The organism is Paractinoplanes pyxinae, from assembly GCF_026626335.1.
In the GTDB taxonomy this organism is placed as follows: domain Bacteria; phylum Actinomycetota; class Actinomycetes; order Mycobacteriales; family Micromonosporaceae; genus Actinoplanes; species Actinoplanes pyxinae.
The window spans coordinates 131,034-146,733 of the sequence record NZ_JAPNTZ010000002.1; the positions used below are offsets into that span (position 1 = coordinate 131,034).

General features: G+C 70.1%; 12 protein-coding genes. 9 read left to right on the forward strand and 3 right to left on the reverse strand.

What is annotated here, in order from left to right; genetic code table 11:
• The first annotated feature begins 47 nt into the window (after nucleotides 1–47).
• From OWR29_RS05300 to topA, 6 genes are all read left to right on the forward strand, one after another.
• Nucleotides 48–404, forward strand: a complete 357-nt coding sequence (locus OWR29_RS05300) for an STAS domain-containing protein (RefSeq protein WP_267561360.1) — start codon at nucleotides 48–50, stop codon at nucleotides 402–404.
• Nucleotides 401–841, forward strand: coding sequence for an ATP-binding protein (locus OWR29_RS05305; protein ID WP_267561361.1), 441 nt, complete (start codon nucleotides 401–403; stop codon nucleotides 839–841). Before OWR29_RS05300 ends, OWR29_RS05305 begins: the two co-directional genes overlap by 4 nt.
• Nucleotides 842–1,113: 272 nt before the next feature.
• Entirely contained in the window at nucleotides 1,114–3,447 is a 2,334-nt protein-coding gene (locus OWR29_RS05310) for a sodium-translocating pyrophosphatase (protein ID WP_267561362.1), read from the forward strand.
• Between the two features lie 93 nt (nucleotides 3,448–3,540).
• Nucleotides 3,541–4,071 (forward strand): hypothetical protein, encoded by a 531-nt coding sequence (locus tag OWR29_RS05315; protein WP_267561363.1) that lies wholly within the window; start codon nucleotides 3,541–3,543, stop codon nucleotides 4,069–4,071.
• 1 nt (nucleotide 4,072) lies between these two features.
• Nucleotides 4,073–4,894, forward strand: a complete 822-nt coding sequence (locus tag OWR29_RS05320) for a hypothetical protein (protein WP_267561364.1) — start codon at nucleotides 4,073–4,075, stop codon at nucleotides 4,892–4,894.
• Between the two features lie 195 nt (nucleotides 4,895–5,089).
• Nucleotides 5,090–7,897: a type I DNA topoisomerase gene (gene topA / locus OWR29_RS05325; protein ID WP_267561365.1), complete on the forward strand. Its 2,808-nt coding sequence runs from the start codon at nucleotides 5,090–5,092 to the stop codon at nucleotides 7,895–7,897.
• On the opposite strand, the gene OWR29_RS05330 is transcribed toward topA, so the two are convergent.
• Entirely contained in the window at nucleotides 7,898–9,199 is a 1,302-nt protein-coding gene (locus OWR29_RS05330; protein ID WP_267561366.1) for a D-arabinono-1,4-lactone oxidase, read from the reverse strand.
• Between the two features lie 115 nt (nucleotides 9,200–9,314).
• Between OWR29_RS05330 and OWR29_RS05335 the strand changes: the two genes are divergently transcribed.
• Nucleotides 9,315–9,944: a TetR/AcrR family transcriptional regulator gene (locus OWR29_RS05335; RefSeq protein WP_267561367.1), complete on the forward strand. Its 630-nt coding sequence runs from the start codon at nucleotides 9,315–9,317 to the stop codon at nucleotides 9,942–9,944.
• Between the two features lie 7 nt (nucleotides 9,945–9,951).
• Here the strand turns inward: OWR29_RS05335 and OWR29_RS05340 are convergent, their stop codons facing one another.
• Nucleotides 9,952–11,157 (reverse strand): amino acid deaminase/aldolase, encoded by a 1,206-nt coding sequence (locus OWR29_RS05340; RefSeq protein WP_267561368.1) that lies wholly within the window; start codon nucleotides 11,155–11,157, stop codon nucleotides 9,952–9,954.
• Between the two features lie 227 nt (nucleotides 11,158–11,384).
• Between OWR29_RS05340 and tmk the strand changes: the two genes are divergently transcribed.
• Nucleotides 11,385–13,631: a dTMP kinase gene (gene tmk, locus OWR29_RS05345; protein ID WP_267561890.1), complete on the forward strand. Its 2,247-nt coding sequence runs from the start codon at nucleotides 11,385–11,387 to the stop codon at nucleotides 13,629–13,631.
• A gap of 385 nt (nucleotides 13,632–14,016) precedes the next feature.
• Here the strand turns inward: tmk and OWR29_RS05350 are convergent, their stop codons facing one another.
• A complete protein-coding gene (locus tag OWR29_RS05350; RefSeq protein WP_267561369.1) occupies nucleotides 14,017–15,210 on the reverse strand; it encodes a DNA polymerase III subunit delta' in 1,194 nt (397 codons plus the stop codon).
• A gap of 163 nt (nucleotides 15,211–15,373) precedes the next feature.
• Here OWR29_RS05350 and OWR29_RS05355 point away from each other — a divergent pair, with 163 nt between their 5' ends.
• Entirely contained in the window at nucleotides 15,374–15,700 is a 327-nt protein-coding gene (locus OWR29_RS05355) for a YbaB/EbfC family nucleoid-associated protein (RefSeq protein WP_267561370.1), read from the forward strand.

Here is a 15,700-nt window from a genome sequence, read left to right on the forward strand (position 1 = left end):
GGGGAGATCGGCCGTCGGATCAAAGGCCCCCGCAGGGAGGAGGAGCGATGGAGCTGTCCCTTGCGACCCGGACCGTCGACGAGCACACGGTGCTCGAGGTGGGTGGCGAGGTCGACGTCTACACGGCTCCGAGGCTGCGCGAGCGCCTTGTCGAGCTGGTCGACTCCGGGGTGCGCAGCGTCGTCGTCGACCTGGGCGGTGTCGAGTTCCTCGACTCCACGGGCCTGGGTGTGCTGGTCGGCGCGATGAAGCGACTGCGGGTGGCGAACGGGCGGTTCAGCCTCGTCTGCTCCAAGGAAGCCCTCCTCAAGATTTTCCGGATCACGGCGCTCGACCAGGTGTTCCCGATCTTCCCCACGATCGAGGCGGCGACCCGAGGCAGCGACGACAGCGCGCTTTCGTGATGGCGACGGTTCGGCTGTCCTTCTCGCCCGCTCCCGTGCATGTGCGCACGGCCCGGCTGGTCGGCGTCGCGGTGGCCCGGCGGGCCGGCGTCGCCGAGGAACTGCTGGACGAGGTCCGGCTGGCCATCGGTGAGGCCTGCACCCGGGCGGTCGCCCTGCACAACCAGTACGGCCTGGCCGACCTGGTGACCGTCGAAATGTCTGATTCGGACGCGTACACCGTACGGGTCATCGACCACGCCCCGATCGAGGCGAGCGTCGGCCTGACCAAGTTGCCGCCGGACGAGCTGGCCGACGAGTCCCTCACCGAGGACGCGCTCACGACCGGCGTCGGTTTCGCGCTTCTCGCCGGATTCGTCGATGACCTGCAGGTCCGCCCGGTCGATGACGGTCCGGGCACCGAGGTCCGGATGGTGTGGCCCGTCCAGCGTCGCTGAGACGCTCAAAACAAATTGGACAAATCCGCGACGATATCAACCGGCATCAATACCCAGACATCCGGCTGCTAACACAGCGGCAAACATCACCACGACACGGCTGAACTCAGGTGTGACCATCACCACCATCGGCCGATACAGTACGCGAGTTATCAGCTACTGCTCCTGGTCCCGCGGCCGCGGGACCCAGTTGTCGTCTCCCCTTGGACGGGGATGCGCCCGCCGGTGCCGTCCGCCGGAACCGGGCGCGGTCGGTGTACAGGAGGACATTGATGTCCGGGACCTCATTAAGTGGTTCTAACGTCACGTTTGTCATCGTCGCCCTGGTCTTCGCGCTCATTGCGCTGGGCTTCGCGGCGATGTTCGTCCAGTCGGTTCTCAAGACCGGCCGGGGTACCAAGAACATGCAGGAGATCGCCGGAGCCGTCCAAGAAGGCGCGTCGGCCTACCTGTTCCGCCAGTTCAAGACCCTCGCCATCTTCGTGGTGATCGCGGTCGTCCTGCTCTTCCTCCTGCCGGTGCACGACACCGACAACGAGGTCTGGGTCAAGATCGGACGCTCGCTGTTCTTCATCGTCGGCGCGGTGTTCAGTTCGTTCATCGGCGGCGCGGGCATGGCGCTCGCCACCCGGGCCAACCTGCGGGTGGCCGCGGCGGCGAGCGAGAACGGCGGTCGCGAGACCGCCATGGGCATCGCCTTCCGCACCGGTGGTGTGGTCGGCTTCCTCACCGTCGGCCTCGGCCTGTTCGGTGGCGCGCTGGTCGTGCTGATCTTCCGCAGCGACGCCCCGACCGTGCTCGAGGGCTTCGGCTTCGGCGCGGCGCTGCTCGCCATGTTCATGCGGGTCGGCGGCGGCATCTTCACCAAGGCCGCCGACGTCGGCGCCGACCTGGTCGGCAAGGTCGAGCAGGGCATTCCGGAGGACGACCCGCGCAACGCGGCCACCATCGCCGACAACGTGGGCGACAACGTCGGCGACTGCGCCGGCATGGCGGCCGACCTCTTCGAGTCGTACGCCGTGACCCTGGTCGCCGCCCTCATCCTGGGCTCGGCCGCGTTCGGTCAGGACGGTCTGATCTTCCCGCTGATCGTCTCGACGGTCGGTGTCGTGATCGCCATCCTGGGCGTCTTCATCACACGACTGCGTCCCAGCGACCGCAACGGTCTGACCGCCATCAACCGGGCGTTCTACATCTCCGCCGCCGTCGCGGCCGTCGCCGTCGCCGTCGTCAGCTTCATCTACCTGCCGTCGACGTTTGCCGGCTTCGAGGACGAGGGCATCGCGGCCGACATCCTCAACAGCGGACGTGACCCCCGCTGGCTCGCGATCGGCGCGGTCGTCATCGGCATCGTGCTGGCCGCCGCCATCCAGGCGCTGACCGGCTACTTCACCGAGACCAACCGGCGCCCGGTGCAGGACATCGGCAAGTCGTCGCAGACCGGCGCGGCCACCGTGGTCCTGGCCGGCATCAGCGTCGGCCTCGAGTCCGCGGTCTACTCGGCCCTGCTGCTCGGCGCGGGTGTGTTCGGCGCGTTCCTGCTGGGTGGCTCGTCGCTCACCCTGTCGCTGTTCGCTGTCGCGCTGGCCGGTACGGGTCTGCTGACCACGGTCGGCGTCATCGTGGCCATGGACACCTTCGGCCCGATCTCCGACAACGCGCAGGGCATCGCCGAGATGTCCGGTGACGTCGACGAGAAGGGCGCGCAGATCCTCACCGAGCTGGACGCCGTCGGCAACACCACCAAGGCGATCACCAAGGGCATCGCGATCGCGACGGCCGTACTGGCCGCGACCGCGCTGTTCGGCTCGTACACGAACAGCCTGGCCACCTCGCTGGCCGACGCCGGCATCGACGCCGACCAGGTCGGCAACGAGATCCTGGGCCTGCTCAACATCGCCAACCCGCGCAACCTCGTCGGCCTGCTGGTCGGCGCGGCGGTCGTGTTCCTCTTCTCGGGCCTGGCCATCAACGCCGTGTCCCGCTCGGCGGGCGCGGTCGTCATGGAGGTCCGCCGCCAGTTCCGCGAGTTCCCCGGCATCATGGACCGCACCCAGCGGCCCGAGTACGGCCGGGTGGTCGACATCTGCACCCGGGACGCGCAGCGCGAGCTGCTCACCCCCGGCCTGCTGGCGATCATGGCCCCCATCGCCGTCGGCTTCGGCCTCGGCGCCGGCGCCCTCGCGTCCTACCTGGCCGGTGCGATCGGCACCGGCACGCTGATGGCGGTCTTCCTGTCCAACTCCGGTGGGGCCTGGGACAACGCCAAGAAGCTGGTCGAGGACGGCAACTTCGGCGGCAAGGGCTCCGAGGCGCACGAGGCCACGATCATCGGCGACACCGTCGGCGACCCGTTCAAGGACACCGCGGGCCCGGCCATCAACCCGCTGATCAAGGTGATGAACCTGGTCTCGCTGCTGATCGCCCCGGCCGTGGTGGCCTGGAGCATCGGCAACGACCAGAACAACCCGCTGCGCATCACGATCGCCGTCGTGGCGGCGCTGATCATCGCGGGCGCGGTGGTGTGGAGCAAGCGCAAGCCCATCTCGATGGGCGACGACACCCCGTCGAACAACAGCACGCCGACCACCAAGGTCACTGCCTGATCGAGTTGAAGAACGACCGCGGGGCACTCGGCGAACGCCGGGTGCCCCGCACCATAGATGAGGTTGTCGGACCTTGCCCGTACGCTGCTTCCCATGCGCCCGGCCCGACCCCTCGCATTAGTGGCTCTTCTCGCGCTCCTGGCCTCGCTCGCCGGCTGTTCCGGCAGCCCCGGCGCGCGAGCGTGGGCGGCCTCGGTGTGCACCACCCTCGAGCCGTGGCGCACCGAGATCGGCTCCTTGACCACGCGCACCCAGCAACAGATGGAAAAGGCGACCACACCCGGCCAGGCCAAGGAAAACCTGATGCGGCTGTTCGGCGGCGCGGCCGAGGCGAGCGAGAAGGCCCGGGCCGGGGTCGTCAAGGCCGGCGTGCCCGACGTGGACGACGGCGCCCGCATCGCCGACGGGTTCACCGGCTCGCTGGCGGCCACGCGCGACGCGTACGCCCGCGCCAAGACCGGCATCGAGGGCTTGGCGACCGCGCCCGCCGAGGCGTTCTACCAGCAGGTCACCAAGGTCGTCGAGCAGATGCAGGCCGACTACGCGGCGAGCAGTCTCGACACCAGCAACCTCAACTCGGTCGAGCTCAAGGCCGCCTTCGACGAAGCGCCCGAGTGCCGGTGAGATGACCGAGACGGGGTGGCCGCTGATCCCGCGCGAGGTGCTGCCCGCGCCGGTTCCGGCTGCCAAGCGTCCCGCCCATCCGCGGCCGGCTCAGCCCCACGACGCCGGTCGTCAGCTGCCGTTCTTCGGGGCCGAGACCACCGAGCCGTCGCCGGCCGACCTGGCCGGTCTGCTGGCCGGTCCGGGGCGGCTCGGGCGCATGGGCGGCACGGCCCGCGTCTCGGTCGTGGTCGACGGGGCCTGGCGGGTGCACGTGCTGGTCGGCGAGCTGGTGATCCGCGGCCTGGTCGTAAGTTGGCGTCCGGTCGACGAGAACGAGGGCGGCCCCAAGATCGACGGCGACAGTGAGGCCGCCGCCGAGCGCGAGGCTGGGGCTGAGGAAGCGGCTGAGGCCGGCGCCGACGACGAAGGTGATGCCGTTAAGTCCGGGATTGCCGACCCTGAGGCGGAAAGGCCCGAACCAGCGCTGTCCGTCCCGAGGTTCGAAGTCCTCACCGCGTACTCAAGAAGGTTGAATGGTCTTGCCCAGGCCTGGCCCCGGGCCGCCGCGCAGCTTTTCCTGAGCGGCCCTCGCCTGCGTCTGTGGGTGGCCGCCGCGGGCGATCCGGTTCCCGGCGGCTACGCGCTCGGTCTCGACCCGGCCAAGGACACGGCGGAGATCGATGCGGCGCTGGTGCGAGCGGGTCTCGCGGGGCGGCTGTCAGATGACGGGCGACAATATTTGATTATGGGAAAAAGGCGGGTCGCGCGGCTGGCCGAGCTGGTCGGCGAGCGACCCGAGGCGGCACCCGCCGAGTTGTGGCCCGGCGGCGCAGGTGCGTGATCTTCCTGGATTGTGTGCGACACGACAGCATGTTCCCGGTGTACGGTGTCGCCGTCGGAGGCATACGGTGGCCGGACCGTTACCATCCGGCTCCGGGGCCGTCGGGGAATGTGTGCTCGTCCGGCGCGTTACGTTGAAAGTCTGCGCCTCGCCGGTCCGGATGGCGGGAACGCTGAGTCGAAGTTTGGGAGTGCCGTGCCGAGTGACGCCAGGACGACCCGTCTGGTCATCGTCGAATCCCCGTCGAAGGCCAAGACGATCGCCGGTTATCTGGGCCCCGACTATCTGGTCGAGGCTTCCATCGGCCATGTCCGCGACCTGCCCAAGAATGCCGACGAGGTGCCCGAACAGTACAAGGGCGAAGCGTGGGCCCGGCTCGGCGTCGACGTCGACAACGGCTTCCACCCGCTCTATGTGATCTCGGCCGACCGCAAGCAGCAGATCGCCAAGCTGAAGAAGCTGGCCAAAGAGGTCGACGAGATCTTCCTCGCCACCGATGAGGACCGCGAGGGCGAGGCCATCGCCTGGCACCTGCTCGAGACGATCAAGCCCAAGGTCCCCGTCCACCGGATGGTCTTCCACGAGATCACCCGGCCCGCGATCCAGGCCGCCGTGGCCAACCCGCGCGCCATCGACCAGAACCTGGTCGACGCGCAGGAGGCCCGCCGCATCCTCGACCGCCTGTACGGCTACGAGGTCAGCCCGGTCCTCTGGAAGAAGGTCATGCCGAAGCTCTCGGCGGGCCGGGTCCAGTCCGTGGCGACCCGCATCGTGGTCGAGCGGGAGCGTCAGCGCATGGCGTTCCGCACGGCCGAGTACTGGGACATCAACGCCCTGCTGGCCGTCCAGGGCGAGGTCGAGGGCCCGCGCCAGTTCGGCGCCACCCTGATCGCGCTCAACGGCGACCGCATCGCCACCGGCAAGGACTTCGAGCCCACCACCGGCAAGCTCAAGCCGAGCTCGGGCGCGGTCCAGCTGGACGAGAGCGGCGCCCGCGGCCTGGCCGCCCGGCTCGAGGACCAGCCGTTCAAGGTCACCCGGGTCGAGGAGAAGCCCTACCGCCGCCGGCCGTACCCGCCGTTCATCACCTCGACGCTGCAGCAAGAGGCGGCCCGCAAGCTCCGCATGTCCTCGGCCCAGACGATGCGCACCGCGCAGCGGCTGTACGAGAACGGCTACATCACTTATATGCGTACCGACTCGGTGAACCTCTCCGAGACGGCCATCGCCGCCGCCCGCCGCCAGATCGCCGACCTGTTCGGCCAGCGCAGCGTCCCGCCGGAGCCGCGCCGCTACACCGGCAAGGTCAAGAACGCGCAGGAGGCGCACGAGGCGATCCGCCCCGCCGGCGACTCGTTCCGCACCCCGGGCGAGGTGGCCAATGAGCTCGAGGGCGACCAGTTCCGGCTGTACGAGCTGATCTGGCGGCGCACCATCGCCTCCCAGATGATCGACGCGGTCGGCAACTCGATCTCCGTACGCATCCGGGCCGTCTCCACGGCCAGCGAAGAGGTCGACTTCGGCGCGACCGGCAAGACGATCACCGAGCCCGGCTTCCTGCGGGCCTACGTCGAGTCGTCGGACGACGAGAGCGCCGACGCCGAGGACGCCGAGCGTCGCCTGCCCAACCTGGTCAAAGACCAGCCCTTGGACGCCGACGAGCTCAACCCGGCCGGCCACCACACCTCGCCGCCCGCCCGCTACACCGAGGCCTCGCTGGTCAAGGCCATGGAAGAGCTGGGCATCGGCCGCCCGTCGACGTACTCGTCGATCATGCAGACGATCCAGGACAGGGGTTACGTCGAAAAGCGCGGACAGGCGCTCATCCCGACGTTCATCGCGTTCGCGGTGGTCAATCTCATGGAGAAGCACTACCCACGCCTGGTCGACTACGGCTTCACCGCGGCCATGGAGAACGACCTCGACGGCATCGCCGGTGGCGACCACGCCTCGCTCGACTTCCTCACCGCGTTCTACTTCGGCAGCCAGACGGCCGGCGAGGACGACGAGATCGCCAAGGCCGGCGGCCTGCGCAAGATGGTCACCGAGAACCTGGGCGACATCGACGCGCGCCTGATCAACTCGATTCCGCTCTTCGACGACGACGAGGGCCGGCACATCGTCGTACGGGTCGGCCGGTACGGGCCCTACCTGCAGCGGCAGGTTCCCGGCGCGTCCGAGGAGCAGACCAACGACCCCAGCAACCGGGTCTCGATCCCCGAGGGGGTCGCGCCCGACGAGCTGACTCCCGAGAAGGTCGAGGAGCTGTTCCTCGGCGGCAGCGGTGAGCGCAGCCTCGGCGACGACCCGCAGACCGGCACCGCCGTCGTGCTCAAGTCGGGCCGGTTCGGGCCGTACGTCGAGAGCGGCGAACGCCGTGGCTCGCTGTTCCGCTCGCAGTCGCCCAACACGCTGACGCTCGAACAGGCGCTCCAGCTGCTGTCCCTGCCCCGGGTCGTGGGTAAGGACCCCGAGGGCAACGAGATCATCGCCAAGAACGGGCGCTACGGCCCGTATGTGCAGCGCGGCACCGACTCCCGCTCGCTGGCCGGCGAGGATCAGCTGTTCACGGTCACCCTGGAAGAGGCTCTGGCCCTGCTGGCGGCGCCGAAGACCCGGGGCCGGGCCGCGGCCAAGCCGCCGCTGCGCGAGATGGGTCCCGACCCGGTGACCGAGAAGCCGATGGTCATCAAGGACGGCCGCTTCGGCCCGTACGTCACCGACGGCGAGTACAACGCCTCGCTGCGCCGCGACCAGACGCCCGAAGAGCTGACGATCGAGCAGGCCTCCGAGATGCTGGCCGAGAAGCGGGCCAAGGGTCCGGCGCCCAAGAAGCGGGCGGCCAAGAAGGCTCCGGCCAAGGCGGCGGCGGACACCCCGGCCAAGAAGACGGCCGCGAAGAAGACACCGGCCAAGAAGGCCGCGACGAAGAAGGCGACCCCGGCCAAGAAGGCGCCGGCCAAGAAGGCCGCGCCGGCCAAGGCCGCCGCCAGCGCGGAGTAATCAGTCGCCGAGAACCCGGTCCAGGTAGTCGTTGGTGAAGACCCGGGCCGGGTCGAGGCGGTCGCGCACGGCCACGAAGTCGTCGAACTTCGGATAGACCGGTCGCAGATCCTCGGCCGTACGGTAGTGGAGCTTGCCCCAGTGCGGCCGCCCGCCGAGCGGCCGGCAGACCGCCTCGAAGGCGCGGAAGTACGGCTCGTAGGGCGCCCCGGTGAACTGGTGCACCGCAATATAGGCCGATTCCCGCCCGTACCCGTGGCTCAGCCACACGTCGTCGGGGCCGGTGAACCGCACCTCGACCGGGAACTGCACCTTGAACGGCAGCCCGTCGATGATCTTCGGCAGCGCGCCCAGCGCCTCGCCCAGGGCGGCCCGGGGGATCTCGTACTCCATCTCGGTGAAGTGCACGCGTCGCGGCGTGCAGAAGACCCGGTCGGAGCGTTCGGTGTACGTCCGGGCGGTCAGCGCCCGGGCGGCGATCGATTGGACTGTGGGCACGACGGCCGGCACGCGGCGCCCGAGGCGGCACACGCCCTGCCAGACGGTGTTGGCCAGGAACTCGTCGTCCATCCAGCCCCGGAACGACGACAGCGGCCGGTCGTTCGCGGGCACCTTGTTGTTGCGCTTGAGCTGGGCCCGGTCGGTGTACGGGTACCAGTAGAACTCGACGTGCTCGTTGCTCGGGATCCACTCGTCCAGCCCGGCCAGCACGTCCGGCAGCGCCATGGGCCGCTCGTCGGCCAGGAGGGTGAACGCCGGCACACAGCGCAGGGTCACCTCGACCAGGATGCCGAGCGCCCCGATGCCGAGCTGGGTGGCCGGGAAGATGTCATCGCCCTTACTGAGGGTGAGAACTTCGCCGGTGCCGGTCACGATGGTCACACCCTCGACGCAGGCGGCCAGCGTCGTGTGCGTGATGCCGGTGCCGTGCGTACCGGTCGAAACCGCCCCGGCCACCGTCTGCGCGTCGATGTCACCGAGGTTCGGCATGGCCAGGCCGTGCCGGGCCAGCGTCTCGTTGAGCTTCCACAGCGGCATGCCCGCCTGCACCCTGACCAGGGGACCGTCGACCGCGATGAGATCGGTCATCCGGTCCAACAGCAGCCGTTGATCGTTCGCGACGGCGATGGCGGTGAACGAGTGACCGCTGCCGACGACCTTGACCCGGCGTCCGGTTCCCGACGCCTCCTTGACGTGGGCCGCCACCTCGTCGACAGTGCCAGGGGTCAAAACATCTACGGCGAGTGACTGCTGGTTGCCGCCCCAATTGATCCAGCGCCGGGCGTTACGAGGGGTCGTCATTTAGGCCCTTGTCCTCCGTACGAGCGGACGAGCACCCGGCGCGTCCCGTCGATGCGTTTCGCTCGTTGATCCGAGTAACGTTCCGATTATCACTGCTGAGAGGGAGTGGCGACGCGTGTCGACACCAACCGTCACCACCGGGCCGCTGCGGCGTGTCCCGGTGCAGGGCAGAAGCGTTGCCCGGGTCCAGCGCATGCTCGACGCCTGCGCCGAGCTTGTCGACGAGGTCGGCTATGAGGGGCTGACCACGACGCTTCTCGCCGAACGGGCCGAGGTAGCCATCGGCTCGGTCTACCAGTTCTTCCCCGACAAGAGGGCCATCGTCCAGGCCTTGGCCATGCGCAACATGGACGCGTACCTGCAGGGCCTGTCCGACCGCTTCGGACGCGAGACCTTCACCCACTGGTGGGACGGCGTCGACGCGGCGATCGACATCTTCATCCAGATGCACCGCACGGTGCCCGGCTTCCGCACGCTGCACTTCGGCGACGTGGTCGACGTGCACCTGCTGGACGTCGAACGCGACAACAACGCGGTCATCGCCGAGCGCCTGGCCGAGCTGCTGGTCGACCAGTTCCAGCTGATCGACCGGGAGAGGCTGCGGTTCTCGCTCGAGATCTCGGTCGAGGCGGCGGACGCGCTGATCAAGCTGGCTTTCCGGCGCGACCAGAGCGGCGACGAGGCGGTCCTGACCGAGGCCAAGGCCCTCATCCGGGAGTACCTGCACCGCCACGTGACCGCCTGATCCGCGGTCACCCCAGGAAGGCATGACCCTCCCCCCGGTACGTCGGGGCCGGCGTCGCTGACCCGCCGTCGACGAGTTGCAACTCGTTGACGTGCTCGCACAGCTCGCCGGCCTTGGCGTGACGGAACCAGACCCGGTCGCCCGGGCGCAGCGTGCCGGCCACGTCGCCGACCAGCGGCGTCTGCACCTCGCCGGGGCCCTCGTCGGGCTTGAAGGCCAGACCTTCGGGCAGGTACGGGGTCGGCTGGCGGGACGTCTCGGCCGGGCCTGAGGCGATCCAGCCGCCGCCGAGCACGGTGGCGATCCGCGGCGCCGGGCGGCGCACGACGCTGAGCGCGAAGAACGCGGCCGGGGTCGGGCGCCACGCCGAGTAGGCGTCGAACAGGGTCGGCCCGTACAGGCCGGAGCCGGCGGTGACCTCGGTGACCACCGGGTCCGAGCCGCTGGCGGCCACGCTGCCGGTGCCGCCGGCGTTGACGAACTTGAGGTCGGCGTGCTCGCGCACGGCGGCCACGGCCTCGGCGCGGCGGCGCAGGATCTCGGGGAACGAGCGGGACTGCATGAGCCGGATCACCCGGCCGCGCAGCGCCTGGCCGGGCGGAAGGTCGCCCAGTCCGGCGATCTGGGCCTCGTACGACATCATCCCGACCAATGCGAAGCCGGGCCGCGCAACCAGACGGCGGGCCAGCGCTCCGGCCTGACCGGCGGTGTGCACGGGGGAGCGGCGGACACCCAGGTGCAGGGGGCCGCCGGGACGCCAGGACGAGTCGAGATCCAGACACAGCCGCACCGCCGGACGGTCACCCGGAGGAGTCACCTGATCCACCAGATCGAGGTGCGAGGGGTGATCCACCATGATCGTGATGGCCGCGGCCAGCTTGGGGTCGGTGGTCAGCTCGCGCATCGCGGTGCGATCGACCGACGGGTACGCCACCAGCACGTCATCGGTGAGCCCGGAGCGCACGAGCCAGATTGCTTCGGGCAGCGTGTACGCCATCACGCCGTGCCAGCCGGGGGCGGCCAGCACACGTTCCAGCAGCGTGCGGCACCGCACGGACTTGCTGGCGACCCGCAGCGGCTTGCCCTGCGACCGCGCGGCCAACTGGGCGGCGTTGTCGTCGAAGGCGGCGAGGTCGACGGCCGCGACGGGCGTCTCGAGATGCGCGGTGGCCCGGTCGAGCCGCTCCTTCAAAGCAGTGCGGTCTTCGATCACGTCAGCACGGTATCGCCGTTACCGGTTATGCGAAACCTCTTCACTTCTTCGATACCCGAACGTGGGTCACCTGGCCGCGTGTGGCCGCCCGATAGAGTGCACCTGCAGCAATCACGGGAGGTAAGGCCATCGACAGCGAAAAGCGGGACTCCGGACCGGTTGACCTGTCGGGCGCGGCGGCGCTGCGATCAGTGCTGCGCATCCGGCCCTTCCGTCGTCTCTGGCTCGTGCTGGGCCTGGCCTCGTTCGGCGACTGGATCGGCCTGCTGGCCACCGGCATCTTCGCCGCCGCCCAGTTCGAGAGCAGCGCCGGCCAGGGCGCCGCGTTCGGTGGCACGATCGCCGTCCGCCTCCTGCCTGCCCTGCTGCTCGGCCCGATCGCCGGTGTCTTCGCCGACCGGTTCGACCGGCGCTACACCATGGTCATCACGGACCTCATCCGGTTCGTCTTCTACGGCTCAATTCCGCTGGTCCCGCTGTTCGGCGGGTCACCGGGCGTCACCGTGGCCTGGGCGACCATCGCCACGTTCATCGGCGAGACGATTACGCTGATCTGGATCCCGGCCAAAGAGGCTGCGGTCCCGAATCTCATCCCTAAGTCGCGGATCGAGGTCTCGAACCAGCTCACTCTGGTCACCACCTACGGCATCACGCCCATCCTGGCCGCCCTGGCCCTCTCCGCCCTCACCGCGGGCATCCAGCAATCCGGCGCCACCCTGCCCGACTGGGCCCAGCCGGTGCAGATCGCGCTCTACCTGAACGCGATCTCGCGCCTCGCCACCGCGCTCACCGTCTTCTTCGGAATCAAAGAGATCGGCGGCAAGAGCGAGCAGCGGCAGCAGGACGCCCAGCAGCAGAGCATGACCAAGCAGTTCCTCGACGGCTGGAAGTACATCGGCACCACCCCGCTCGTGCGCGGCCTGGTGCTGGGCATCTTCGGCGCGTTCGCGGCGGGCGGCGTGGTGATCGGCGCGGCCAAGACCTTCGCCACCTCGCTGGGCGCCGGTGAGGCCGCGTTCTACCTGCTCTTCGGCACCATCTTCATGGGCCTGGCGGTCGGCATCGGCCTCGGCCCGATGATCATCCGGGATCTGTCCCGTCGGCGCTGGTTCGGCATGAGCATCGTGCTGGCCAGCGGATCGGTGATGTTCCTGGGCGTCGCCTTCCACCTGTCCATGGCGCTGGTGGGCGCGCTGCTGGTCGGCGCGGGGGCGGGCATGGCGTTCCTGGCCGGCACGACCCTGCTCTACGGCGAGGTCGACGACGCCGTACGCGGTCGGGTCTTCGCCGTCGTGCAGATCGGCGTGCGGATGGTGCTCCTGCTGGCCATCACGCTCTCCGGCTTCCTGGTCGGCCTGGGCAGCTCCCGCCGCGTCGACCTGGGCGCGCTCAGCTTCGACATCTCCTTCACCCGCGTGCTGCTGCTGGTGGCGGGCGCGGTCGGGGTGTTCGTCGGCATCGGCTCCTTCCGCCAGATGGACGACAAGCGCGGCGTGCCGGTGCTGGCCGACCTGTGGGGCTCGCTGCGCGGGCGGCCGCTGTCCCCGGCCGAGCAGTTCGTGCGCAGCGGCATCTTCATCGTCTTCGAAGGCGGCGAGGGGGCCGGCAAGTCGACCCAGGTCACCCGCCTGGCCGCCGCCCTGCAGGAGCAGGGCCGCGACGTGGTGGTCACCCGCGAGCCGGGCGCCACCGACGTCGGCGCCCGCATCCGCCAGCTGGTGCTCGACAAGAGCGAAAGCCCGTCGGCCCGGGCCGAGGCCCTGCTGTACGCGGCCGACCGGGCCCACCACGTCGCCACGGTGGTACGGCCGGCCCTGGCCCGCGGCGCGGTGGTGATCAGCGACCGCTACGTCGACTCGTCCCTGGCCTACCAGGGCGCGGGCCGCACGCTGCCGGTGGCCGAGATCAGCTGGCTGTCGTCGTGGGCGACCGGCGGCCTGAAGCCCGACCTGGTGGTGCTGCTCGACGTCGACCCGGGCGTCGGCCTCAACCGGGTCGACTCCCGGGGCGAGGGCGCCGACCGCCTCGAGAGCGAGTCCAGGGCCTTCCACGAGCGGGTGCGCTACGCCTTCCTCGACCTGGCCGCCGCCGACCCGAAGCGCTACCTGGTGCTGGACGCGGCCCGCCCGATCGACGAACTGTCCACCGCCGTGAGCGACCGCCTCACCACCCTGCTGGGCGCCGCGGAACCGGCCCACCCGGCCCCCGCCTCGACCGACCTGCCTCCCACACCCGATTTCGAGGCCCCCGACCTGACCGCCGTCCCCGACCGCCGAATCGGCCCCGACGACCGCCGAGCCGCCACCAGCGCCACCAGCGCCACCAGGGCCGACAACGGTGCGCCGGCTGGCGACCGGCCCGCGCGCCGGGCCGACGGCCGTGACGGGGAGCCGCCGCTCGAAGAGATGGCGGAACTGATCGGCATCAACGACGACGAAACCCCGGACGGCCCCACCCACGCCGGCCGCCGCTGACGCCCAGCGCCCGCGTTACGCCGCGATCCGGCCCGCGTTACGCCGCGATCCGGCCCGCGCTGCGCCGCGATCCGGTCCGTGCCCAACCATCGCCGGCGGGGCAGGCCAGCTCAGCAACCGCGCTCTGCACTTCGCGCCGGCTGCCTGCGGCTTTGGATCAGCCCGCGGTGCCTGCGGCTCGAGGCCCGAGTCGCATTCTGTTCGACGTCAGCCGGGTTACCTGTGGCCCGACGAACGCCGGCCGCCGCTGACGTCCAGTGTCCGCGCGCCGAGCCCTCAGCCCGGCTCAACAGCCGCGATCTGCGCGTCGCGCCGGTTGCCTGCGGTCTGGGTCAGTCGCGGCTTCCTGCGGCTCGGGGTCGATCGGGGTTGCCTGCGGCTCGGGTCAGCCGCGCCAGAGGGTGAGCATCATGGCCTCTACGGCGATCTCGGGTTTGACGTTCTCGTCGATGGCCTGGCGGCAGGCGAGCACCGCTTCGAGGCGGCGCAGGGCGCTCTCGGGCGACCACTTGCCGGCGGCGGCCTGGGACTGCGTGGCCACGTCGGTGTGCACGACGCCGACGGGCGCGTGCATGTTCGTGATCAGCACGTCGCGGTAGAAGCCGGCCAGGTCGACCAGGGCGCGGTCGAGCGCGTCCCGCTTCGAGCGAGTGGCCCGGGACTTCTGCCTGCGCTCGAGATCTTTCAGCTGGCCGGCCGCGCCGCGCATCGCACCGGCCGCGCCCCGGCCGGTGCCGCCGGCGCCCAGCGCCTGTTCCAGCGCGGCGCGTTCCGAAGCGTCCGTCTCGACCAGCAGTTCGGCCGCCTCGGCCTCGGCTGCCTTGATCAGAGCGCTCGCCGCCTCGAAGCAGGCGCCCACCCCGGTGAGCCGCCGCGGCACCGACAGCACGGCCTCACGCCGCCCACGGGCGTCGGGGTCGTTGGCCAGCCGCTTCGCCCGCCCCACGTGGCCCTGCGCGGCGGCGGCGGCCCACGACGCCACGTCGGGCTTCACGCCGTCACGCCGCACCAAGACTTCGGCCACCGCATCGGCCGGCGGCTGCCGCAGCGCCACCACCCGGCACCGGGACCGAATGGTCACCGAAATGTCGTCGGGATGGGTCGACGGCGTACAAAGAAGGAAAACCGTACGAGGAGGCGGTTCTTCGATCGCCTTGAGCAGCGCGTTGCCCGCCTGCTCGGTGAGGCGGTCGGCGTCCTCGATCACCACGATCTGCCACCGGCCGCCCGACGGCGCGCTCGCCGCCCGCAGAACCAGCGCGCGCATCTCGTTGACGCCGATCGACAACCCCTCGGGCACCACAAAACGTACGTCGGCATGGGTCTTGCCCAGCGTGGTGTGGCACCCGTGACACTCGCCGCAACCGGCCCCGCCACGCTCGCACTGGAGAGCGGCCGCGAAGGCGCGCGCGGCCACCGACCGGCCGCTGCCCGGCGGACCCGTGAAGATCCAGGCGTGGGTCATCGCGCCGGCGGGCACCTGTTCGCCGGCCACGACCCGGGCCGCCGCCGCGGCAGCCTGCCGCAGCGTGGCCACCGGCTCGGCCTGGCCCACCAGATCAGCGAAGACGTCATTCACGGCACCGATGGTATTGCGGACCTCCGACAGAATGCCCGCCCTGTGGATAGCGGCCTCGAGTTATCCACAGTGGAAAACAAGCCGTAGCGAAGGCGTCACTCTTCCGGGTACGGTCTGGTCCCGGTCCGCGACGGCGCATTGACACACCGTGAGGAGCCTCGGCATGGCACGTGAGATCGACGAGGCCTGGATCAGCGAAGCCATCGAGAGGCATCGACGTGTCGAAGAGCTGCGCGGTGACTACGACCGGGCCGTCGAGTCCCACGAGGTCTCGGTCCACTCACCCGACAACACCATCGAGGTCACCGTGACCGCATCCGGTCGCATCACTAATATCCAGATCCACGGCGGTCTGCAGCATCGCAACCCGGCCGAGTTCAGCCGCGAGCTGCAGGCCGCGGTGGGCAGCGCCGCCGACGCGGCCCGCTGGGCTCGCGAGAAGCTGCACGACGAGGTCTTCGAGAAGTTCCGTTCCCTGGGCGAGGCCTGA